Annotated in this window: 20 protein-coding genes; 9 read left to right on the top strand and 11 right to left on the bottom strand. The window is 37.6% G+C overall.

Annotated elements, in window-relative coordinates; all coding sequences use genetic code 11:
- Window positions 1-147: 147 nt before the first annotated feature.
- Window positions 148-1,713: an alkyl hydroperoxide reductase subunit F gene (ahpF, locus tag ACQ7EO_RS14425; RefSeq protein ID WP_434277798.1), complete on the top strand. Its 1,566-nt coding sequence runs from the start codon at window positions 148-150 to the stop codon at window positions 1,711-1,713.
- Window positions 1,714-1,890: 177 nt separating this feature from the next.
- Here ahpF and ACQ7EO_RS14420 read toward each other — a convergent pair whose 3' ends face one another.
- Window positions 1,891-2,547: an FMN-dependent NADH-azoreductase gene (locus tag ACQ7EO_RS14420; protein WP_004820284.1), complete on the bottom strand. Its 657-nt coding sequence runs from the start codon at window positions 2,545-2,547 to the stop codon at window positions 1,891-1,893.
- 153 nt (window positions 2,548-2,700) lie between these two features.
- Between ACQ7EO_RS14420 and ACQ7EO_RS14415 the strand changes: the two genes are divergently transcribed.
- On the top strand, window positions 2,701-3,558 hold the full coding sequence (locus ACQ7EO_RS14415) for a LysR substrate-binding domain-containing protein (RefSeq protein ID WP_434277797.1): 858 nt from the start codon (window positions 2,701-2,703) through the stop codon (window positions 3,556-3,558).
- 268 nt (window positions 3,559-3,826) lie between these two features.
- On the opposite strand, the gene ACQ7EO_RS14410 is transcribed toward ACQ7EO_RS14415, so the two are convergent.
- The 3 genes from ACQ7EO_RS14410 to arsC form a co-directional block, all read right to left on the bottom strand.
- Window positions 3,827-4,078: a YfhL family 4Fe-4S dicluster ferredoxin gene (locus tag ACQ7EO_RS14410; protein WP_004721738.1), complete on the bottom strand. Its 252-nt coding sequence runs from the start codon at window positions 4,076-4,078 to the stop codon at window positions 3,827-3,829.
- A gap of 9 nt (window positions 4,079-4,087) precedes the next feature.
- The gene (gene yegQ / locus ACQ7EO_RS14405; protein ID WP_434277796.1) at window positions 4,088-5,488 is read right to left on the bottom strand and encodes a tRNA 5-hydroxyuridine modification protein YegQ; all 1,401 of its coding nucleotides are present in this window, start codon (window positions 5,486-5,488) and stop codon (window positions 4,088-4,090) included.
- Window positions 5,489-5,652: 164 nt separating this feature from the next.
- A complete protein-coding gene (gene arsC / locus ACQ7EO_RS14400; protein ID WP_434277795.1) occupies window positions 5,653-6,081 on the bottom strand; it encodes an arsenate reductase (glutaredoxin) in 429 nt (142 codons plus the stop codon).
- A 98-nt stretch (window positions 6,082-6,179) separates the two neighbouring features.
- Here arsC and ACQ7EO_RS14395 point away from each other — a divergent pair, with 98 nt between their 5' ends.
- On the top strand, window positions 6,180-6,503 hold the full coding sequence (locus tag ACQ7EO_RS14395; RefSeq protein WP_004721732.1) for an ArsR/SmtB family transcription factor: 324 nt from the start codon (window positions 6,180-6,182) through the stop codon (window positions 6,501-6,503).
- Window positions 6,504-6,509: 6 nt separating this feature from the next.
- Window positions 6,510-7,586 (top strand): ACR3 family arsenite efflux transporter, encoded by a 1,077-nt coding sequence (gene arsB, locus ACQ7EO_RS14390; protein ID WP_434277793.1) that lies wholly within the window; start codon window positions 6,510-6,512, stop codon window positions 7,584-7,586.
- Between the two features lie 28 nt (window positions 7,587-7,614).
- Here arsB and ACQ7EO_RS14385 read toward each other — a convergent pair whose 3' ends face one another.
- On the bottom strand, window positions 7,615-8,019 hold the full coding sequence (locus ACQ7EO_RS14385; protein WP_004721728.1) for a Cd(II)/Pb(II)-responsive transcriptional regulator: 405 nt from the start codon (window positions 8,017-8,019) through the stop codon (window positions 7,615-7,617).
- A gap of 171 nt (window positions 8,020-8,190) precedes the next feature.
- On the opposite strand from ACQ7EO_RS14385, the gene ACQ7EO_RS14380 reads away from it, so the two are divergent.
- Window positions 8,191-8,826: a cation transporter gene (locus ACQ7EO_RS14380; RefSeq protein WP_004820297.1), complete on the top strand. Its 636-nt coding sequence runs from the start codon at window positions 8,191-8,193 to the stop codon at window positions 8,824-8,826.
- A 72-nt stretch (window positions 8,827-8,898) separates the two neighbouring features.
- On the opposite strand, the gene ACQ7EO_RS14375 is transcribed toward ACQ7EO_RS14380, so the two are convergent.
- Window positions 8,899-9,747: a hypothetical protein gene (locus tag ACQ7EO_RS14375; RefSeq protein WP_034613234.1), complete on the bottom strand. Its 849-nt coding sequence runs from the start codon at window positions 9,745-9,747 to the stop codon at window positions 8,899-8,901.
- 261 nt (window positions 9,748-10,008) lie between these two features.
- Between ACQ7EO_RS14375 and ACQ7EO_RS14370 the strand changes: the two genes are divergently transcribed.
- Window positions 10,009-10,590: a TetR/AcrR family transcriptional regulator gene (locus tag ACQ7EO_RS14370; RefSeq protein WP_004721722.1), complete on the top strand. Its 582-nt coding sequence runs from the start codon at window positions 10,009-10,011 to the stop codon at window positions 10,588-10,590.
- Window positions 10,591-11,475: 885 nt separating this feature from the next.
- On the opposite strand, the gene ACQ7EO_RS14365 is transcribed toward ACQ7EO_RS14370, so the two are convergent.
- Both ACQ7EO_RS14365 and ACQ7EO_RS14360 read right to left on the bottom strand, forming a co-directional pair.
- Window positions 11,476-12,204 (bottom strand): hypothetical protein, encoded by a 729-nt coding sequence (locus ACQ7EO_RS14365; protein WP_434277791.1) that lies wholly within the window; start codon window positions 12,202-12,204, stop codon window positions 11,476-11,478.
- Window positions 12,205-12,561: 357 nt separating this feature from the next.
- Window positions 12,562-13,263: a hypothetical protein gene (locus ACQ7EO_RS14360; protein ID WP_419314889.1), complete on the bottom strand. Its 702-nt coding sequence runs from the start codon at window positions 13,261-13,263 to the stop codon at window positions 12,562-12,564.
- Between the two features lie 307 nt (window positions 13,264-13,570).
- Between ACQ7EO_RS14360 and ACQ7EO_RS14355 the strand changes: the two genes are divergently transcribed.
- The 3 genes from ACQ7EO_RS14355 (at window position 13,571) to ACQ7EO_RS14345 (ending at window position 19,363) form a co-directional block, all read left to right on the top strand.
- Complete coding sequence (locus ACQ7EO_RS14355) at window positions 13,571-14,215, top strand: RluA family pseudouridine synthase (protein WP_434277789.1); 645 nt, start codon at window positions 13,571-13,573, stop codon at window positions 14,213-14,215.
- A gap of 139 nt (window positions 14,216-14,354) precedes the next feature.
- Complete coding sequence (gene rapA, locus ACQ7EO_RS14350) at window positions 14,355-17,192, top strand: RNA polymerase-associated protein RapA (RefSeq protein ID WP_034617785.1); 2,838 nt, start codon at window positions 14,355-14,357, stop codon at window positions 17,190-17,192.
- A 476-nt stretch (window positions 17,193-17,668) separates the two neighbouring features.
- A complete protein-coding gene (locus ACQ7EO_RS14345; RefSeq protein ID WP_434277788.1) occupies window positions 17,669-19,363 on the top strand; it encodes an AMP-binding protein in 1,695 nt (564 codons plus the stop codon).
- Between the two features lie 162 nt (window positions 19,364-19,525).
- Here the strand turns inward: ACQ7EO_RS14345 and ACQ7EO_RS14340 are convergent, their stop codons facing one another.
- The 3 genes from ACQ7EO_RS14340 to fabR form a co-directional block, all read right to left on the bottom strand.
- Entirely contained in the window at window positions 19,526-20,542 is a 1,017-nt protein-coding gene (locus tag ACQ7EO_RS14340) for an AI-2E family transporter (protein WP_004820310.1), read from the bottom strand.
- 249 nt (window positions 20,543-20,791) lie between these two features.
- Complete coding sequence (gene dapB / locus ACQ7EO_RS14335; RefSeq protein WP_434277786.1) at window positions 20,792-21,622, bottom strand: 4-hydroxy-tetrahydrodipicolinate reductase; 831 nt, start codon at window positions 21,620-21,622, stop codon at window positions 20,792-20,794.
- A 44-nt stretch (window positions 21,623-21,666) separates the two neighbouring features.
- Window positions 21,667-22,362: an HTH-type transcriptional repressor FabR gene (gene fabR / locus ACQ7EO_RS14330; protein WP_004721706.1), complete on the bottom strand. Its 696-nt coding sequence runs from the start codon at window positions 22,360-22,362 to the stop codon at window positions 21,667-21,669.
- Window positions 22,363-22,442 lie beyond the last annotated feature (80 nt).

Raw genomic sequence — 22,442 nt, 5'->3', positions numbered from 1 at the left:
CAGGGGGATATGCTGATGAGAACGTGGCTGATTTTTGTTAAACTAAAAAACCGATTGATTTAATAAAAACAAACTGTTTTATCTATTTTTTAAATAGACGTAATATACATTCAACGAAAGAAATTTACTCCCTTGGAGATTGTTAGCATGTTAGATACAAATACTTCTGCTCAATTAAAAACATTGTTAGAGCGTCTTGAGAGCCCAATTGAAATTGTTGCTTCTTTAAATGGTTCTGATAAGTCAGATAAAATTAAAGAATTGGTGACTGAAATTGCTGCGCTGTCAGATCAAGTGACTGCACGTTTCGATGGTCAGAATGATCGTAAACCGAGCTTTGGTATTGCAAAAGTAGGTGAACAACCTCGTGTATTCTTTGCTGGTTTACCGATGGGTCATGAGTTTACCTCGTTAATTTTAGCTTTATTACAAGTATCAGGTTATGCGCCAAAAGTTTCTGATGAAATCTTGGCTCAAGTTAAAGGTTTAAACCTGACTGCAAATTTTGATGTATTTGTTTCTTTAAGCTGTCACAACTGCCCAGATGTTGTTCAAGCACTTAACTTGATTGCAATTAATAATCCTGGCACTACAGCGACCATGATCGATGGTGCATTCTTCCAAGATGAAGTTGAAGAGCGCAAAATCTTGGCTGTACCTATGGTTTTCCAAAATGGCGAACATATTGGTCAAGGTCGTATGACTTTGGAAGAAATCGTTGCGAAATTGGACAGTGGTGCTGCGGCTAAAGATGCTGAAAAGCTGAATGCTAAAGAAGCGTTTGATGTATTGGTGATTGGTGGTGGACCTGCTGGTGCAACATCTGCGGTATATGCTGCACGTAAAGGGATTCGCACAGGTATTGTTTCTGAGCGCTTCGGTGGTCAGGTTATGGACACCATGGATATTGAAAACTTTATCTCAGTACAAAAAACACAAGGTCCTAAGTTTGGTTCAGATATGGAAGCGCATGTACGTGAGTACGGTGTGGACATTATGAACTTACAAAAAGTGAAAAACATTGTTGGTGCGGATCAAACAACTAATGGTTTAGTTGAAGTTGAACTGGAAAATGGTGCAAAACTTGAATCAAAAACGGTCATCTTATCTACAGGTGCACGTTGGAGAGAGATGAATGTACCAGGTGAGAAAGAGTACAAAACACGTGGTGTTGCGTATTGCCCACACTGTGATGGTCCATTATTTAAAGGCAAAAAGGTTGCCGTGATTGGTGGGGGTAACTCAGGTGTAGAGGCCGCAATTGATCTTGCAGGTATTGTTGAACATGTCACATTGATCGAGTTTGATACTCAACTTCGTGCTGACCAAGTGCTTCAAGATAAATTGAATAGTTTGCCCAATACCACGGTGATTTTGAATGCACTCTCTACAGAAGTGATTGGTGATGGTTCGATTGTGACAGGGTTGAAATATAAAGACCGTGCAACTGATGAATTGCATACTATTGAACTTGCGGGAATCTTTGTACAAATTGGTTTATTACCAAACACAGATTTCTTAAAAGCAACTGCTGTAGAACTTTCAAACCGTAATGAAATTGTGGTGAATGATCGTAATGAAACCAATGTAAAAGGTGTATTTGCTGCGGGTGACTGTACAACAGTGCCTTATAAACAAATCATCATTGCAGCTGGTGAGGGTGCAAAAGCCTCTTTATCTGCATTCGATTACATCATTCGTTCAGGTCAATAATCTTTCAATGATTGCACGTTGAAAAGCAAGCCAAAGTGTCGCAATGATAACTTTGGCTTGTCTTAACATTTATCTCATGTTTTACCCTTAATAGGAATTGAGTTGCTAACAGCTCAATTCCTTTTTTTGTGTTGGAGATTGAATACTATTGAAGAGAGCTTGCGAAAATAAGCTTTGTTAATGTTGCAAATCTTGAACAAGCGCAATGGTTTTTTGTTCTGCGGCTTGGATCGATTGCGCTAACAACTCGCCACCAAATTCCTGATACTCAATTGCGATTTCATGAAATTTTTCGATACCTATAAAATTGAATGCTGTTTTTATTGCGGGTTCAGCATGATTGGGAAATGGCGCATCAGCTGAATCAAAGTCATGCCCACCACGGGCAGAAAGGATAATCATGGTTTTTTGATGATCCAAAAGCCCTGAGTACGGTTGCTCTTTGCTAAGATCAAATGAGTAGGTTTTATTCATTCTCACGATGTGATCAATATAGGCTTTTAGATGAGCAGGTGTGCCAAAGTTATACATCGGTACGCCAAGCACAATAATATCTGCCCAATGTAATTCTTCGATAAACTCATTGCTCAGTTGTAGGCGTTGTTGTGCCTTTTCTTCAGATTCTGCATAGCCAAATTCAGAAATGATCCACTCTTCATCAATATAAGGGGGTGGATTTCGACCTAAATCACGATGTTTAACTTGCACAGATGAATCAATTTCATTCCATTGATCAATAAATAATTCGGTTAAGCGTCGGCTTAAAGAACCATGTGGGTGCGTACCTGAAATACCTGTTCTTAAACTAGTATCTATTTTTAGTATATTTGCCATGATCATTACTCAATTTGTTGTTTGTTCAAATTGATTTTTATAGAATATGAAAAAAACAACAAACGATAAAAATACATGTTATAACTGAATCTAATTCATTTATATTTTACACGGTGATCTTCGGTGGTTTTGCATAATTCCTTGGAGCAATTGTTGGCCTTTCAGCATGTCGCTGAACAACTCAGCTTTAAAAAAGCAGCAGACCAATTGTTTTTAACACCTACCGCCTTAAGCCATCGTATCAAGAAGCTGGAACAGCAATTGAATATACAGTTATTCGAACGACGTACACGCTCGATTAGCCTAACGCCAGAAGGAGAGTATTTGCTTAAGCATGTACAGTCAGGTTTTGGACAGATTCAAACTGCTTTGTTTCAACTTGAGCAAAATAAACAAAGATTATTTACCATTACGACAACACCATCCTTTGCAAGTGAGTGGATTATTCCCTATTTGCCAGAGTTACAAAGTCGCTTTCCCAATATTATGTTTCGGGTACATGCGAGTTATGACCTCATCAATATGACGTCTGGTCTCTATGATTTGGCGATTCGGTATGGTTCAGGGGGCTATCAAGATGTTGATGCAGAATTATTTGCAGTTGATGAATATGTAGCTGTCGGGCATCCCTCTTTGGATATTGCAACTATGAACTGGACGACTGTGCCATTGATTCACTTTACCTGGGGAGACGAATACTGTCCAAATCGAGTCAATTGGCAGAAATGGTTTGAAAAACAAGGCTTACATATTCAAGCAGGGCAAGCGCAGGTATTTTATACGCAAGAAAGTCATGCAATTCAGGCTGTATTGTCTGGACAGGGTATTGCATTATTAAGCCGCATTTCGATTGCCAATGATTTACAACATGGGCGACTGAAAATTGTATCGCCATGTGTTGAAACGGCATGGAATTACTATTTTTTAACTTTGCCAGATGCTGATTTTATTGTAAATGAAGTCAAACAGTGGTGTAAGGAGAAGTTTTCGCAAAATTTTGCCCATGAATAAAGATCTATGAATTTTTTTCGTCGCTTAGCTTTTTGCTTATATTGCCTATCTTGAAATTAAAATCAAAGGTGATTTTTTTAAATAAGAAAAAAGCCAAAGTGTTCCCCAAATACACCTTGGCTTTTCCCTAATGTTGTTGTTTTCCCCTTTTCATGAGCTGTGTTGCCATACAGCTCAGCTCCATTTTCTTTATTGTTATTATTATCTGAACCTATGCATTAACTAAGCAAAATACGTTCCAAGATTAGAATTGGTGTCGCATTTTGTCTTAACCAAACAAACTTAGATAATGAAAGCGATTTAATAATTGTGCTTTGCTTTCTATATGTTGTGGATTTTGAACAATACATTCAATCGGACAGACATCCACACAGGTTTGATGCTCATAAAATCCGACACATTCAGTACAACGCTGTGTATCAATTTCATAGAACTTTTCGCCCTCAAAAATTGCCTGATTGGGGCATTCTGGTACACACATATCACAATTGATGCACTGGTCTGTAATCATTAAAGCCATTTCGATATCCTAAACTGCTTGGTAAGCCAATGATGATGCTGAAATATCAGCAGTCGAATTTGGTAAGTTTCTAATTAATAAGGCATATTGCATATCAATATCGGCAGGAATTGGAATTTCTACAATATATCCTGAGCCTTTTGCATCTATGATCGGTTGTCTGTTTTTATCTAAAATTTCATGAAGAATAAATGTGATGTTGCCAGATGTGGTCATGAGTTCCATAGAGTCACCCACAACAAAACGATTCTTTACCTCAATCTTGATGTAATCATCGTTGCGTTCAAGCACTTCACCAACAAATTGCTGATGATCAAACTGAGAAGATCCCGTTGCATAGTTTTGATATTCAGCATGGACATGACGGCGTAAGAAACCTTCGGTATAACCTCGATTGGCTAAACCTTCGAGTTGTGACATTAACGCCCGATCAAACGGTTTTCCTTGTAGCGCATCATCAATCGCTTTGCGATAAATTTGTGCTGTTCTGGCGCAATAAAAGTAAGATTTGGTGCGTCCTTCGATTTTTAAGGAATGGATGCCCATCTTGGTTAAACGGTCTACGTGCTGAACTGCACGTAAGTCTTTAGAGTTCATAAAGTAAGTGCCATGTTGGTCTTCTTCAGCAGCAAACATGTCTTCTTTATGACGTTGTAATAAAACCGGTTCGCCAAATTGATGTTGTTGTATGGCGTGTTGCTCGTCGGCATCTTTATTGTTGCAACAGTCTGATGCTGTCTCCAGTTGTTGGACTGGAATGACATCCCCAGATGCATCTTCTGCTGCTTCGTGAATATTGTATTCCCAGCGACATGCATTGGTGCAAGCGCCTTGATTAGCATCACGTTTATTCATATAGCCTGAAAGTAAGCAACGACCGGAATAAGCCATACAGAGTGCACCGTGGACGAAAACTTCGATTTCCATATCGGGTACATTCTGTTTAATTTCTTCAATTTCCTCGATAGATAACTCACGTGACAAAATGACACGGGTGAGTCCCATATTTTTCCAAAATTTCACGGTTGCCCAATTGACCGCATTTGCCTGTACAGACAGATGAATGGATATTTGTGGGAAGTTTTCTCGAACCAGCATGATCAAGCCAGGATCTGACATGATCAGTGCATCAGGTTGCATGGCGACCACAGGTTCAAGATCACGAATAAAATTTTTTAATTTAGCATTATGCGGTTGAATATTCACCACCACATAAAATTTTTTGCCTAAAGCATGCGCTTCAGCAATCCCTATTTTTAAATGATCATGATCAAACTCATTATTACGAACTCGCAAGCTATAGCGAGGTTGACCTGCATATACCGCATCGGCACCGTAAGCAAATGCATAATGCATATTCTTCAATGATCCAGCTGGTGATAGGAGTTCAGTAATGTGTGAGATGCTCATATAAATTTAAAAGGCATACTAAAAATATGGTTTTATTGTAAGGGTTTGAAAATAAGATTCAACCTAGTAAAACACTCAGGATTAATTGGATGAATTTTTATTAAAAAACTTAATATTCAATATCTTATGTTTAATTATTCGGGTTTTTGAAAAACCCTAAAAAATTATTTAAGCCTTTTTAATTGCTGATCGATAATAATTTCACCATCTTCTTTACTAAAAGCTGCACGTTGTGGCGCAGATAAGAGATCTAAAACCAATTCAGAGGGTCGACATAAACGAACACCCAATTCAGTCACGACAAAGGGGCGGTTGATTAAAATCGGGTATTGCAACATGAAATTAAGCAGCTGATCGTCAGTCCATTCTGTTTGATCTAGTTTTAAGGTTTTATAAGCATCAACATTTTTACGTATTGCATCTCGTACCGACAAAGCAGATTGCTGAATCAAATCGATGAGTTGTGCTTTGCTTGGCGGATACTGTAAATATTCGATCACTTCTGGTTCGATACCAGTATTTCGAATGAGTGCAAGGGTATTGCGTGAAGTCCCACAGGCAGGATTATGATAAATCTTAATTTGAGATGACATCGATCGACTCTCTGTTAAAAAGCAATATTGCATTTATATATGGATATGCGTATATTCGCAATAGTGAATATGCTAAACCATAAAATTGAGTAATTGCGATGGATCAACCCGATTTCTTTAAGTGCTTATCTGACCCAACTCGTTTGGATATTTTAAAAATTGTGTTGGCACAGGGGAACGTTTGTGTTTGTGAAATCACTGAAGCCTTAAATTTAAGCCAGCCAAAGATTTCTAGACACTTGGCTTTGTTGAGAAATTTGTCCATTTTACTTGATCAACGCAAAGGCCAATGGGTGTATTACCGTTTAAATCCTGAATTACCAGAATGGGCCAATGCAGTATTAAACATAATTGCAGCGCAAACTGCGAACTCAGTTGTGGGGCGTTCAGACTTGATCCAAATCAACAGCTGTTGTGAGTAAGCTGTTATGAACTCAAATCAGCCAACTTCGCGGCTTTCTTTCTTAGATCGCAATTTAACTTTATGGATCTTTATTGCGATGGTAATGGGGATCTGCATCAGCGTATATTTCCCGCAGGCTTCTGTGGCTTTAAATCGTTTAAGCCTAGATTCAGTCAATATACCCATTGCGATAGGTTTAATTTTGATGATGTATCCGCCACTTGCCAAAGTGGATTATGCGACCTTAGCTGTAGTCTTCAAAGACAAACGAACGTTGACTTTGTCTTTGCTACAAAACTGGTTAATCGCGCCGTGCCTGATGTTTGCTTTAGCGATCGTGTTTTTACATGCTTATCCTGAATATATGACGGGTTTAATTCTTATTGGTTTAGCGCGTTGTATCGCGATGGTCTTGGTATGGAATAACTTAGCAGGTGGTGACAATCAATATGTCGCAGCTTTAGTCGCTTTTAATAGTATTTTCCAAATTGTCTTTTTTAGTACTTATGCTTGGTTGTTTTTAACAGTTCTACCACCGTATTTTGGTGTAGCAGGAAAAGTTATTGATGTTAGCTTTTGGACGATTACACATGCGGTTTTAATCTATTTAGGTATCCCATTTTTATTGGGCTTTCTAAGTCGGATCATTCTGGTTAAACGCAAAGGATTAGACTGGTATCAACAAACGTTTATCGCTAAAGTCAGCCCGCTGAGTTTATTGGCATTGTTATTTACCATTGTGGCGATGTTTAGTTTAAAAGGGGCGGATGTAGTTAGCCTACCATTCGATGTATTGCGAATTGCCATCCCATTAACTCTGTATTTTGTGGTGATGTTTTTCCTGAGCTTTTTTATGAGCAAGTGGATGGGCAATGATTATTCTAAAACTACAGCGATTTCTTTTACCGCAGCGGGAAATAACTTTGAATTGGCACTTGCTGTTGCGATTGCAACATTTGGATTAGCTTCACCTGTCGCATTTACCACGATTATTGGTCCTTTGGTAGAAGTTCCAGTATTGATTGCGTTGGTTAGTGTTTCGCTATGGCTACGCAGATCTGTTTTTAAATCAGCAGATGGATTCAACCAGCAGAGGGAATAGCCGAGAGACTCATTTAACACAATATAAATTATTCCGATGCTTCAAGTTTTTTGACAATCTGACAATGATCAATGGTGGTGTTCGAGGAGCAGGATTGACGTAATTCATGCAGTTGCGATTTAAAATGTTGTAATTCATATATTCGAGTTTCTACATGTCGAATATGTTCTTCAATCAACTGGTCAATGATTTTACAGCCTTGTTCAGGATGTTGTAGATGCTCTAAAAGTTGAGTAATTTCATGTAAGGTCATATCTAATGCGCGGCAACGTTTAATAAAAATAAGCCGCTTTAATGTTTCATCATCATAATATTTATAATTATTATCTGCACGATAACTGGATCTGATCAGATTTTTTTTCTCATAAAACCGCACAGTATCCGTCGACAGCTGAGTTTTTTTAGCGAGATCACTAATTAAGTATTGCTGCATGGTTTATTTTCCTGAATCAACTTGACCTTGGACTAACTCCATAGTTTTAAATAGCAGTATAGCTGAATTTTTCATCATTGTTGAAGCATGTGCTGATTTTCTTTAAAGCACCAACTTGACTGAAAAAAATAAGCAGAGAAGCCCATTTATATTGAATCAAGGAGAAGTGTCATGGCGTGTACATGTAGTCATGAACCTGCACCACAGAAACCGAATAGCAAGTTTAGAACGGCTTTGTGGATTGCACTGTTTATTAACCTTGCCATGTTCTTTGTTGAATTGATTGGTGGGGCGTATGCACATTCTTCTGCACTGTGGGCCGATTCTCTGGATTTCTTTGGTGATTCCATCAATTATGCCGTTTCTTTAGCGGTATTAGGCGCAACGCTGTATTGGCGAGCGACTGTTGCCTTGTTTAAAGGGGCAATCATGGCAATTTTTGGTTTTGTCGTGATCGGCAAAACGATCTATGCCTATACGAAAGGGATTCCGCCAGAAGCGATTACCATGGGAGCGATTGGTATACTGGCTTTAATCGCCAATGTGATTTCAGCCCTTGTGCTTTATGCTTTTAGAGATGGCGACTCCAATATGCAATCTGTTTGGCTGTGTAGTCGTAATGATGCGATTGGAAATGTCGCCGTAATCTTTGCAGCTATTGGGGTTTTTGGTACAGGAAGCATGTTGCCAGATATTATCGTGGCTGTGATTATGGCGACTTTAGGCTTAACTGGCGGTTATCAGGTGATGAAGAGAGCACTACAAGAACGTAAACAAAATATGCCAACTCAACACGTCTTACAATGACGCTCAACGACTCCACAATAAAGTATTTTTGATCTCAGCAATGGGATCAAAAAACCATCATGAAGTAAGCGTTTAAATTTCAGTTATACGCATTGCCATTTTGCTCCAGAAATTATTCCAGAGTGCTAAATACTCAGACTGGACTTGGTCCAAATACTGTTGGTCGTTTTGATCATAACATTGTATCAGTAGGGTCCAAATGTCATCTTGATGGTTGTCATCATTGGCAAGGGTCGCGTCATTTTGATCAGCCAGACCATGGCAAGCATAATAACCTTCAATAAATTTACTGTTGTAAATCGACATGTTGTTACGGAGTGCTTCACTAAACTTTATAACTTGCAGCTCTGTACAAGCCAAAATGAGCAATAATTCTGTATAAGAATTGATATGTTGGTGAATAAATTGGGCCAATGCGAAAGCTTCTATTTCAGTCTGTTGCTGATCCAATGGATCTAATTCCAACTGCTGCATCAATTTTAAAAAATAAACCAGATGTGATTTGGATGCAGCGCTTTTTTCGAGTTGGTGTGTATTGAAACCCAGTTCATCAATTAAGTTTAGCGACAGTAAGTAGCGTGCATATATTTTCGCTGCAATCCTATTTTCTGGATGAATATTATGGTTTTTTTCGAGGCTAACGGCTTGATAAATTACCATGCTAAGTGCATCTGTAAAATTTTTAACAATCGCCGTAAAATAATTAATATGAATAAATTTAAGTTGTTCAAGCGTCAGCTGGCTTTGATTCAACTGGACTAATATTGGGTGCTTAAATAAAACATGACAGTGTGTTTGTCGCTTTAAATTTGCGATAGCTTGAGTATTTTGCTGCCATAATTCAGGTTGCAAGGAATTTTGAATGAAATGCAGCAACTCGAAACGAGTATGTTCAGATTGCGTGAAAGATAATATGCTCATATGCTGCATTAAAATTTTAATTTTGCCGTTTTTATAATAGTAAAAAACAAATTGTTTTGCTAGTATTTATACAGGTTTAATATTTTATATTTCATATACTTGCCTTTGTAGTCTTGATGTTTTTTTATAAAAACTCAGTATTCATATGAATTTAAGATATAATTCTTAGCATACACTTGAAGTAATTCGTATTTATGTGCTGTTCTTATAAGCTAATGCTTTAATTTTAATCTTAAATTTTTGTACATCAGGTAAAAACAAATGTCAAAAAAAGAGGACATCATTAATACAGCGTTGAATCTCTTTAATACATATAGTTATAATTCTATCGGTATAGACCGAATTATTAGTGAGTCTGGCGTTGCAAAAATGACTTTTTATAAATATTTTCCATCTAAAGCCAAATTGATTGAAGAATGTTTGGTCACGAGAAATCTCAATTTGCAAGAATCATTAGATGCTGCAATCGCTAAATGTGATCCACAAGATTATTTATCTCATATTAAAGCCATCTTCACATGGTACAACGCATGGTTTCATAGTGAAGATTTTAATGGTTGTATGTTCCAAAAAGCTGTAGAAGAAATTTCAAAAGTTTATCCATCATCACTCCAACCTGCAACTGACTATAAAGAGTGGTTAAAAGGGCATTTGAGTAATGCGTTGCGTCATTTAGGTGTTAAACAAGATATTCAACTTGCTTCTTTCTTGTCGAGTCTTCTTGACGGAATGACGATTCAAGCGCAAATAGATCCTCAGCAAGTGTGTTTGGATGATTATTGGAGACGGGTAGAGACCCTGATTCAGATGGAATTGGCTCTAGCCCAACCGAGTTCAGTTTAACCTTTAAGTTTGTTGAATAATCGCAGATTGCAAGCGTAATCAATATTTGCGCTTGTTGATCTGTTTAGGGTCTGTTGAGATTTCATAAATGGCTTGCGTTGTAGGTTAAAATTGAGCAGGCAAGGCATGAAACGAAGAGAATAGCGAGACTATTTTCAAGTTTCATAACGTAGGCTGAGATAATTTTAGCCACAACCCTTCGGGACTAGCGTGTTTTTTGTTGCTACGTCGTTACGAAGTACTTATTTAGAATAACTAAATTTCGTATTTCGCGCCTAGTATCCCCTAAAAAACACACGTAGTCGCAAACATAGACGAATTGTCAACAGACCCTAATTTACTCCTTAAAACTTGAAAATAAAAAAGCGCGATCACTTGAAGTGAATCGCGCTTTGCTGATAAGTTTTTTATTTACCTGATGATTTATTGTCATAACAATAAATCATCAGGTAAAGAGATGCTTGAAGCATCTTCTTATATTTATTCTTATACCCTCTGAATGCACATGTCATTCGTTTTTTTCAGCAAATTATACAGACTTGTCTGTTTAGTTGGATTATAAAGATTTTGTTGTTTTTTACAACAGAATCTTTGTGAATTTGTTTGTTTTTTTATCAATCGGCTTAAATATTAAAAAAAATATCTAATTTTTGGTACTTTGCGTTTAATTTTATGAGTGCTGAACGAGTTTAAAAGCCAGTTCTTGACCTTGTAGATTAGGCTAGCAGACTTCTATTGATCTTTAAATGGCAGTAAATTGTTATATGCCAAGCATGTGGTCAAGAATTTGAAAATTGAAATGAATAATTGTAAATAAATATTAGAGATAAAAAGTCAAAGACCATGAAAAGTGCTTATGCTGTTTGGAATATCAATATTTAAGCATTAGTGATTCATTCTTCGGGCTAAAATTCTAGGATCATTGCTATTGAGGATTTGTTCAATTTTGCCATTAGGGTGCTGAAGAATCGTTTGATCATGCGTATAGACTTTGCCATTACGAGCAATCGCATTTTGATCATTGGGCGGGGTAAATAACCATGTTTCATCTTGTGTAAAAGGATGAACCAGTAAATTGAATTCAGTATTTGCTGGATATTGAATACCGCCTAAGGTTAATTTTTCTGTCAATGTGCCATTTTCAATCCCGATGAGTTGTTTATTTTGATCCAAATAGACATTTGCCCATTGTAGGGAAACAGCTTTGTATTGGGTGAGGGGATTGTGAATCCGCCAGTAATCTGTAGAAACAAAGTTGTCTGGATATTTTTGATATTTAGAACGCTCGATACCTGCCTGTGCCATAAGTGTAATATTTTCTAGCTGCATATCTTGAGCAAGATTACAGTGCTCTAAACCAATGATGTTGCCAGCATCATCTAAATAGACTTGAATATAGCTTATCAGCTGACAATTCCAACCTTCGATCGTATCCTTACCTGTCCCCATTAAGGTGGTGGAACGATCATCAAAAAGTTCCAAATCAATACCACGAGGAATTTTCATGCTGTTAATTTGTAGCTTTCCAAATAATACGGGTTGGGGAAATTTGGCTTGTCTCAATGAGGACAATTGATTGGGTGTAAATAATTCAAGTTCAGTCCCTTGCGGCATTTGGATGCCTAAAATTTTCTCAGACGAACTTAATGTTTTATGTAGGGAATGATGCTCTTTTTCAATCTCATTTTTTGTATATAGAACAAGAAAATAAAGTGCCAAGCTCAAAAAAACGCAGAGTACACTACAAACAAATAAAGACTGAATAAAAATATTGCCATGCCTAAGGGCATTTCTGAATTTCGAGCTAAATATTAATCCAATCGCAAATAGACTAAAAATAATGTTCCCAAAGCCGGCGACAAAGAAAATCCAAAGATAGTTAAAAGAAAGTGGAATCATGCTATTGAGAATCGTATTTTTATATTTGCTAAGATTCAGGATATTGTATGCAATATCCTGAATTATTTTCAATCAATCAAAAATCTTATGAAGCGCTTGGAACGGTAAAGTCACTACATCAAAAGCGACAGCAAAAGGGAATAACACCAGTTTATCTGCAGTTTTACTGCCAGCCTTTGAGTAATCTTTTACCTCTTGAGTGGTATAGATACTGATTTGATAGGGTTTACTCAGTGCTTTTAGGGATGAAATATTAGAAGCAGAAGGGTAAACCAGACCAGATAAGGCAATGTTAAAACAGAAACGTTGTGCTTTTAGACGTTGATCACTTGAAGTGGTACATTCTTCTGCACCATTTTCAATAAAGAATGCACGATCTTGTTTAGTGACATCTTCCGAAAGTTTGACATATTTGAGTGGTAGGATTCCTGAAAAATGCCCATCATTTTTTTCTGAATTGAAGGTCAGCGCTTTATCAATTTGAATAAATTTTGGATCAAGTCCTGTGATCACTTTGACAAATCGAGCACCACCACTAGTGATAACATAACTATTTTTTTGTCCTGCAATGACAATGCTGTCAGAAGGTAGTGCAGAAATTGCTTGTGATGGTTTGCCAAATGCTAAAACCGTATCATTGACCAATACGGTTTGAACATTACGGGTACGGACACCGTTGTCTTTCTTTAAAAGGGTTGAAGTTGCACAGCCGGTCATGGCAAATGCGGAAATAATACAAATGGACAATGTAGATTTATAATTTAATTTATTCATATTTTGCTCATTTAATCTTAAGGTATTGTTTATACCATTAAAAAAATAGGGTGTTAAGTTTTTAGCCTACCAAAAAATAGACAATAATTTATTTTTTCAATGAATTAATCCAATTTCTCTACAATTGATTGGCAAAATGTATCTAAAGTTTTTGATTGTCTTGTAAATTGCCAATGAATTTAAAGCAATTGTACGATTTATTATTCTTTCTTTAGAATAATCGAATAAATCAGATAATTTTGATTGTAATTTCATTCCAAGATTCTTAGAATTGCCTGCTTGTTTGCGTGATCATTGGAACTGAACTTTGAGTAATTTTCTAACCGAACACCTGATCCATCGTGATGATGATTTTATGGTGATCCATAAGCCAGCAGGTATACTCACAGTTCCAGGAAAAACAGCAGATTTACAAGATTGTGTTATCAACAGATTATTAAAAATCGAGCCTAAGACTTTACTCATTCATCGTTTAGACCGCGATACCTCTGGGATTTTGGTATTCGGACTGAGTAAATGGGGACAAAAAAGTATTTCTAGACAGTTTCAAGAACGTCAAACCTCTAAAACCTATCAAGCTGTTGTTGCTGGCACTTTACATGGTGAAGGCACAGTTGATGTTCCTGTGATTTATGATCCAGAACATCCACCCTTACATATTGCTGATCCAGAACATAATAAGCCTGCATTAACACATTGGAAAGCAATCCAACATTTTCAAATTCAAGGACAGGCTGTATCCCGTGTTGAGTTAACTCCAATTACAGGACGGTCACATCAGTTACGCGTGCATATGCAATATTTAGGACATCCTATTATTGGTGATACTTTATATGCAACTGTAGAACAACAGCAGCTTATGCCACGACTTTGTCTACATGCACAACAACTGAGTTTTCATCATCCTAAAACAGAGGAGCTTGTACAATTTGATTGTCCAGTTCCGTTTTAGTTTAGATTTTTAAGTTGAAATTAAGTCGCTCAAAATTTAATGAGCTTTATGTCAAAAAGTATTGCGTAATGGGTATAAACTTTGTTCAAATATTCTCCTGATTTGAGCAACCGTGTTTTAGCCCTAACATGAGATAAAGGTGGAAAAATTGCAACAATTTGCTATAGGTCAACGTTGGTTATCGGACACAGAAACTGAGTTAGGTTTAGGTGTATTGATTGACGTCGATGAACGTTCAATCAGTATTCTTTTTCCAAAAAGTGACGAAACTCGTGTCTATGCACGTAATAATGCCCCATTATCTCGTATTGTTTTTAATATCAATGATGAAGTTCAAGACCAAGAAGGCATCAAGTGGATTGTCGAGTCTTTAGACGATCGCAGTGGTGTGATTCGTTACAATGTTATTCGTACATTGGATAGTGGTGAACAAGAGAAGAAAGCATTAAACGAAACGCGTATTGGCGCACAAATTCAATTGTCAAAGCCTTTAGAGCGTTTATTGGCAAGCCAAATTGACTATAAAGAATGGTATGACTTACGTATTGAAGCGATGCAAATGCAAGCCAATATGCAAACGTCACCATTACGTGGTTTGGTTGGCGCGCGTGTAGGTTTGATTCCACACCAGCTGTATATTGCCCATGAAGTGGGTAAACGATTTGCACCTCGTGTATTACTTGCAGATGAAGTCGGTTTAGGTAAAACAATCGAGGCGGGACTCATTATCCATCAACAACTCAAAACGGGTCGTTCTGAGCGAATTCTGATTCTTGTGCCAGATTCATTACAATATCAATGGATGATTGAAATGCGTCGTCGTTTCAATTTGAATTTCTCATTGTTTGATCTTACTCGTACAGCTTCAATCAAAGAGCATGATCCTGAACTCAATCCATTCCTGACTGAACAATGTATCATTGCTTCAGTAGATTTGATGATTGACCATGATGATTTGCGTGAGCAAGCCATTGAAGCTGGTTTTGATCTGTTAGTGGTCGATGAAGCGCATCATTTGATGTGGAGTGAAGAAGAAGGCGGTAATGACCGTTATGATCTGGTTGAAGAGCTTGCTGAAAAAACTGAAGGTGTGCTGCTTTTAACGGCAACACCTGAACAGTTAGGTGTAGAAAGTCATTTTGCCCGTTTACGTTTACTTGATCCACAACGTTTTAGTTCGCTTGATCGTTTCCTTGATGAAGAAGAGCAATATCATCACACTGCTAAAATTGCTGAAGTGTTGATGTCAGATTTGCCACTTGAAGCGGAACATTTGGCAGCGGTTGAAAAATTATTAGGTCATCCGATTGAAGATCAGCCTGAACATCGTTTCCGTGCAATTCATGAACTTTTAGACCGTCATGGTACTGGTCGTATCTTGTTCCGTAATACCCGTGAAGCAATTCAAGGTTTCCCTGGACGTGATTGCCAACCTGCACCATTGCCAGCACCAGAAAACTGGTCTAAAGATGGAAAATTACGTGAGCAAATGTGGCCAGAAGAACTGCAACTTGATGGCGCATGGATGGAAACAGACCCACGTGTTATGTGGTTGATGGAGCGATTACGTTCTGATTTAAAACATAAAAAAGTACTGCTGATCGCACGTAGTGGTCCAGTTGTTGAAGCACTTGAAAATGCTTTACGCATCCACGCGGGTATTCGCACCGCAATGTTCCATGAAGGCATGAGCTTATTGGAACGTGACCAAGCAGCGGCTTATTTTGCTGAAGATTCTTATGGTGCACAGATTTTACTGTGTTCTGAAATTGGTTCAGAAGGGCGTAATTTCCAGTTTGCTTCTGATCTTGTGTTGTTTGATTTGCCAGCAAATCCAGATGTACTTGAACAGCGTATTGGTCGTTTAGACCGTATTGGTCAGGAAAATCGTATTCAGATTCATGTGCCTTATCTTGTCGGTACAGCGCAAGAGCGTATGTTCCGTTGGTACAATGAAGCGCTAAATATTTTCAGTAATATTTCGCCTACAGCACAAACCTTACAAGAAAACTTTATTGTCGATTTAAAAGATTGCTTATTGGATGATAAAGGCCAAGCCTTTGAAGAGCTTCTTGAAGCGGTTAATGTACAGCGTCAAGCGCTTGAAGTTGAATTGCAAGATGGTCGTGACCGTTTATTGGAATACAATTCATGTCGTCCGATCGTGGCACAAGAAATTGTTACTGCGCTTGAAGACTATGATGACAATACTTTGTTGCCAATGTTTATGAAGCGGTTTATGGCATCGACTAACATTGACTTTGATGAGCAAAGCAATGGTACGGTGATTATTAAACCAACCGATCAAATGCAAGTGCAAGGCTTGGATATCGACGAAGAGGGCATGACTGCAACCTTCTATCGTGATCAGGCACAGATCCGTGAAGACGCGCAATATTTAACACTTGAACATCCGTTTACTGAAAGTGTGATGGAAATTATCCGTACTCAATCTTTTGGTAGTACCAATGTTGCGATTCTAAAAACCAATGCACTTAAACAAGGCACGATCTTGTTGGAAGTTTGGTTTAAAGTGGATGTGGTTGCACCTAAGGCATTAAATTTACCTTCAAGTTTGCCGACACAATTGATTCGAGTGTTATTGACTGAAACGGGTCAGGATATTACTGCCAAGCTTGATCCGGAAATTATTAAGCCGTATTTACACCATTTAGATAGCAACAGCTGTCGTCAAGTGGTGAAAGCACGTCGTGAAGTGATTGAAGAACGCTATGCACAAGCTTTAGATATTGCTAAAGGTGTTTTACCGCAGTTAAAAGAACAAGCTAAAGAAATTTATGGTAGCAAATGGCAATATGAAATTGATCGTTTAAGTTACTTAAAGCAATTTAATCCAAGTATTCGTGCAGATGAAATTGAACGTTTACAGAAATTCCAGAAAGAAGGTTTAAGCCTATTGGAAGGTGTTTCTGTAACGCCAGAGGCGATTCAGGTATTGGTCGTGGTTAAACCTTAATTTAGCGCAATTTTATCTAGATTCTAAAAGCTCCTTCGGGAGCTTTTTTGATGTATATGTTATGCATATTTAAATAGTCAATTATTGGGTCATTTTTATTTATTTGATTTTAAATGTAAAAATTATATCAATTTATAAAAATTAATTCCTATCATTGAACCATTTATATGACCATGTCTTGTGTGGGGGCTATAGACCATTCATCAATTTCACCACACCATAGAAACCCCATATATCATTGAATGAGATCTACTTTACAACAATAATCAATGAACGATTTACAGGGAGTTTGTTGTATACATTGCAACCGTTTTTATGCTATTAAAATAGTGTACTTTGATCTCGATTTTTTCTTTTAGAGATAAAGTTTACCCACCCATGTAATTTGATCATTCAGTATTGTGTATCCAAATAGACAAGTTCGAAAGCAACGGTCTATAGCCAAGATAAAAACTTAAAATAATGGAAGAAATGATATGGAAAACAAGGATTTTGTTGAGTTTCATGACACCCATGTGCACTATCTACTTCATTGGGAAAAGCAATTACCGCAAAAAGATGTGTTTGTACAACCATTGGCCAATGGCAATGCAGTGCATTACACATGGTCGGAAGTTGCACAACAAGTTCGCAGTATGGCAAGTTATTTACAGTCTTTAAATTTGCCTGAAAAGAGTGCGATCGCCATTTATGGTAAAAATAGTGCGCATTGGCTTATGGCAGATTTAGCGATCTGGATGTCAGGTCATATCTCAGTCCCGCTCTACCCAACACTCAATGCGGAAGGTGCAGCTTATGTACTCAACCACAGTGAAGCCAAACTCTTATTTATTGGAAAATTGGATGGTAAAGCGGATAGCTGGAATGAGGTAAAAACAATCATTCCACAAGATTTAGCTTGCGTGCGTTTGGCATTATCACCTGAATTCGATGCACCGCAATGGAATGATATTGTGCAATCTGTTGCGCCACTAGAAAACCCGGTATTACCCAATAAAAATGATTTAGCGACCATCGTTTATACATCTGGTAGTACGGGTGTACCTAAAGGAGTTATGCAAAGTTTTGCGACACTTTTATCGGCTGCTCGTGAGCTCAGATTAACTTATCAAGTGACAACATCTGATCGGGCCTTATCTTATCTACCACTTGCACATGTTGCAGAACGTATTTTTATTCAATCTTCATTGATGGTTTGCGGTTTTACCGTGTATTTTGCAAATTCAATTGAAACCTTTGTCGAAGATTTGAATCGTGCCAAACCTACATTATTCTTTTCAGTGCCACGCTTATGGACCAAGTTCTATTTGGGCGTTAATGAAAAAATACCGCTCCATATACAAAAGGTTTTATTTAAAATACCTGTGTTGGGTAAGTTGGTTAAAAAGAAATTACTCACTAAACTCGGGCTAAATCATGTCCGTTATGCATTTACTGCTGCGGCACCGCTACCTACAGATATTATTTTATGGTATCGAAATTTAGGTTTAGAGTTACTTGAAGTCTATGGCATGACTGAAAATTGTGGTTATTCGCATGTGACACGTGTGGGGAAGTTTGCCAGTGGTTATGTGGGGCATGCCCAACCTAAAGTGGAGTGTAAAATTGATGAAAATGGTGAAATTCTGGTAAAAAGCCCGGGAACCATGTTGGGCTATTATAAAAATCCTGAAAAAACTGCAGAAGATATGACCGAAGATGGATTTTTACGTACGGGGGATTTGGGCGAGATCGATGCAGAAGGGCGGTTAAAAATTACGGGTCGAATTAAAGATATTTTTAAAACAAGTAAAGGCAAATACATCATGCCAGTTCCGACTGAGCAAAAAATCGGAAATCAGGCCTTAATTGAATCTGTATGTATTGGTGGTTCAAGCCAACCACAACCAGTTGCCTTTATTATGTTGGCTGAAGATATTCGTAACAGTCTGAAGCAGAACCCGAAGCGAGATGAAATTGAAAACGCCTTAAAAGCATTAAGAGTGAAGATCAATGAAGAACTGGAGCCCCATGCAAAAATCAGCTTCTTTGTCGTAGTCAATGAACCATGGACCATGGAAAATGATTTACTTACCCCAACAATGAAAATTAAACGTAATAAAATTGAAAGTCGCTATGAGCCATTCTTAGACGCTTGGGCACAACAGAAACGAGAAGTGGTCTGGGAATAAAAGTTTTTAACTACATTCGTATTATTAGCAAAAAAGCCTGAATTGTAATGTTGATCAACTCAGGCTTTTTTAATTATCTTCTTTTACAAAGTAATACTTCACATCTTTAAAAGAAGGGTTTCTTGATGACTCAAGTGAACTATGCTTTAAATCATTTCGGCTTTAAATCATTTCGGCTTGTTTAAGTTCTAACTTGAGATAGGCATAGAAAATGGGTGCAACAATTAAACCCGCTAAGCCAAAGAACGACTCAAAGACTAACATTGCCAATAACACTTCCCATGACGCTGCATGGATTTTTGTGCCAATAATTTTGGCATTAATAAAGTATTCCAGTTTATGGATAAAAATCAGATAAAGTAATGCGATACCTGCTGTAGATACTGAAATGGTTAAACCTGCCATAACAATAATGGTATTGGAGAGTAAGTTTCCGACAATTGGAATTAATCCAAAAATAAAAGTCAGGATCACTAAGGTATTGGCAAAAGGTAAATGTATATCAAAAACAGGGAGGATCAGGTGAGAGAAAATCAAAAATAAAAAGGTATTGATTAACGAAATTTTAAACTGAGCAAACACCACATTTTTAAAAGATGAAGAAAGGTTTTCAATACGTGTGATCATGGCACGCTTAAATTCTGGCTGATCCGGCTGTGGGCGCAGTTGGTTTAATGAGACAAGGATCCCCACAATCATACCAATCAACATGGTGGCTAAATTATGTAAAAAGCCTGTTCCAGTACTTTTTAAGGTGGATAAATTATCTTTGATTAAATCAAAGGTTTGATCTTTTAATTCAGTGAGTGAATAAGGAATAAATCCGGGAATATATTGTGCCACTTCAAGTTGTAGTTTTTGTAAGGTCTGATCGACTTGGTCACTGATGGCATTGATTCCCGCACCTTGCAAATCGTGTTGAACAAAGCTAATTAACCCTGTGATGCTGAGCACAATCAAAGAAATAATAAAAATGGCAAGAATAATGCTAATGGTCAAGCGCGCTCTTTGACCATCAATATATCTTTCTGTAATGCTACCTAAACTATTGATGATTTCAAAAACAACAAAACCTGCAAAAAATGACGCTAAGAGATGCAAGGGAATCAGTAAAGACAAAAAGATCAGCATGAGTAAGTAACTTGCAATAATACTTTGACGATCATTTAACAGTTTCATGTGAATAGAGCTCAATTATACAATTGATGTATAGGGGAATATAAAAATACCAAGTTAGATTTATATCACTCTAACTCGCGGCGAGATAGCTATTTTTAAATACAAAGCTTAATTCAATGTGAAAATATTTGGCCTGAATACTGGGTGAAAAGTCTTTAAAAAACGTTATAGAAAGATAAAAGATCACTATCGTGGGATTGATCAGAAAAATTTTACTGCTGCATACATTGAGCAGTACATAGAGCGCTATTAAAGCGAGTGATTCAAATGAATCACGTCATGCATGTTATATAAGCCAGCGGGTTGAGACATACACCACATTGCGGCACGAATTGCACCAGTCGCAAAGTTCATCCGATTGCTTGCAATATGTTTGATTTCGACCTGTTCCCCATGACCATAAAATATTGTGTTATGTTCACCAACAATGTCACCACCACGTATAGCTTGTAAACCGATCTGTTGGGGTGTTCGCTCAGCTACCACAGCATGGCGTTGATAGACCGCTAAATCACTGAGCAATTGTGTTCTGACTTGAGTAATCGCTTCTGCATACATCAATGCAGTACCTGATGGCGCATCTATTTTTTGTCGATGGTGCGCTTCGATGATTTCAGCTTCAAATTCTGTACCTAATAATTGGGCAGCAACTCGAACCAGATCAACACTAAGATTGACGCCAATGGAATAATTGCCTGAATGCACGATAGCAATATCTTGCGCGGCTTGAGCAATGTATTGATTTAATTGCTCAGATAAACCAGTGATACCAATAATCATCGGTTTTTTAGCGTGCTGACAAATTTTTAAATGTTGCGATAATGCTTCTGCTGTAGTGAAATCAATCACCACATCACAATGCTGAATGACGTCTTCCAAACAATCTGAAATGAGCACATTTAATGGTGCTAGATTGAGATACTGTCCTAGTTCATGACCAATCGCGGCACTTGCAATCCTTGCTGTAGCAACAGTGATGTTTAGTCCCGCATTGAGACAGGCCTGAACCAGCATTTGTCCCATGCGGCCAGTCACACCCAGTATGCCTACACGAATATTTTGTTGATTGTGACTGATCATAGGGTCTTGATACTTGTATTTAATAGGCTATGAAAGAATAGCTATTATTTAATTTGCGCTTCGTCTAAATGACGCGAACCTTCGAGTAACATACGAATCATCACCATGGTTTGTTCAGCGACTTCTTTACGTTCAGCAATCGGCAAATCAATCACCTTGGCACCCATATTAAATACCAGCTGAGTAATGGCTTTGGCGACTAAATCAGGATGGGTTAATTTACTGTGATTGATGCGTTCTATTCGAATCAAATCTTCTTGGAGTTCTTGTTGGAAATAATTAAGTTGTTTGTCTACAGCAAGTTTATATTGCTTTGATCCTGTATAACCTTCACGCAGTAGTAAACTGAGGTTACCTTCATCGGCATCTAGTTGTTCAATAAATACTTCAACTGAACTGCGAATAATACTGCTTTGTCTGATTGCCTTGATTCGAGCTTCATGCAAAATTTGACGAAGCACCACACCTGAACGATCAATCAGTTCAATCGCCAACTCATCAATATCTTTAAAGTGACGATAAAAACTATTTGGCGCAATCCCAGCTTCACGAGCAACTTCTCTTAAACTTAAAGAGGAAATACTTTTTTGCGGTCCAATCAAATTTAAGGCGGCTTGGAATAATTCTTCTTTGGTAATTGTCGCTTTGCGTCCAACAGTACGTACAGAAACTTTTTCAAGCTCATGAATTTGATCTTGAAGGGTAGCTGGGTTCTGAGGTAATACGGACGTTGGATTCATAAAGTATCAAATAGTTAAAATATTTTTTTCATTATAGCCTTTGTCATTACATAAATGAAATGTCTAGATACAATACACAC

This window comes from Acinetobacter sp. CE-15, assembly GCF_051059255.1.
Classification (GTDB): Bacteria; Pseudomonadota; Gammaproteobacteria; order Pseudomonadales; family Moraxellaceae; genus Acinetobacter; species Acinetobacter guillouiae.
This window is presented reverse-complemented; position numbering and strand designations above follow the sequence as displayed.

What these genes read in the sequence shown, in the direction of transcription:
- ACQ7EO_RS14410 (WP_004721738.1), bottom strand. Translation starts at nt 4,078, where the DNA reads ATGGCTTTAATGATTACAGACCAGTGCATCAATTGTGATATGTGTGTA.
- ACQ7EO_RS14385 (WP_004721728.1), bottom strand. Translation starts at nt 8,019, where the DNA reads ATGCAGCAATACTTAATTAGTGATCTCGCTAAAAAAACTCAGCTGTCG.
- ACQ7EO_RS14360 (WP_419314889.1), bottom strand. Translation starts at nt 13,263, where the DNA reads ATGAATAAATTAAATTATAAATCTACATTGTCCATTTGTATTATTTCC.
- ACQ7EO_RS14375 (WP_034613234.1), bottom strand. Translation starts at nt 9,747, where the DNA reads ATGAGCATATTATCTTTCACGCAATCTGAACATACTCGTTTCGAGTTG.
- ahpF (WP_434277798.1), top strand. Translation starts at nt 148, where the DNA reads ATGTTAGATACAAATACTTCTGCTCAATTAAAAACATTGTTAGAGCGT.
- ACQ7EO_RS14370 (WP_004721722.1), top strand. Translation starts at nt 10,009, where the DNA reads ATGTCAAAAAAAGAGGACATCATTAATACAGCGTTGAATCTCTTTAAT.
- arsB (WP_434277793.1), top strand. Translation starts at nt 6,510, where the DNA reads ATGAACTCAAATCAGCCAACTTCGCGGCTTTCTTTCTTAGATCGCAAT.
- arsC (WP_434277795.1), bottom strand. Translation starts at nt 6,081, where the DNA reads ATGTCATCTCAAATTAAGATTTATCATAATCCTGCCTGTGGGACTTCA.
- ACQ7EO_RS14380 (WP_004820297.1), top strand. Translation starts at nt 8,191, where the DNA reads ATGGCGTGTACATGTAGTCATGAACCTGCACCACAGAAACCGAATAGC.
- ACQ7EO_RS14345 (WP_434277788.1), top strand. Translation starts at nt 17,669, where the DNA reads ATGGAAAACAAGGATTTTGTTGAGTTTCATGACACCCATGTGCACTAT.
- dapB (WP_434277786.1), bottom strand. Translation starts at nt 21,622, where the DNA reads ATGATCAGTCACAATCAACAAAATATTCGTGTAGGCATACTGGGTGTG.
- ACQ7EO_RS14395 (WP_004721732.1), top strand. Translation starts at nt 6,180, where the DNA reads ATGGATCAACCCGATTTCTTTAAGTGCTTATCTGACCCAACTCGTTTG.
- ACQ7EO_RS14420 (WP_004820284.1), bottom strand. Translation starts at nt 2,547, where the DNA reads ATGGCAAATATACTAAAAATAGATACTAGTTTAAGAACAGGTATTTCA.
- ACQ7EO_RS14365 (WP_434277791.1), bottom strand. Translation starts at nt 12,204, where the DNA reads ATGCCGCAAGGGACTGAACTTGAATTATTTACACCCAATCAATTGTCC.
- yegQ (WP_434277796.1), bottom strand. Translation starts at nt 5,488, where the DNA reads ATGAGCATCTCACACATTACTGAACTCCTATCACCAGCTGGATCATTG.
- ACQ7EO_RS14340 (WP_004820310.1), bottom strand. Translation starts at nt 20,542, where the DNA reads ATGAAACTGTTAAATGATCGTCAAAGTATTATTGCAAGTTACTTACTC.
- fabR (WP_004721706.1), bottom strand. Translation starts at nt 22,362, where the DNA reads ATGAATCCAACGTCCGTATTACCTCAGAACCCAGCTACCCTTCAAGAT.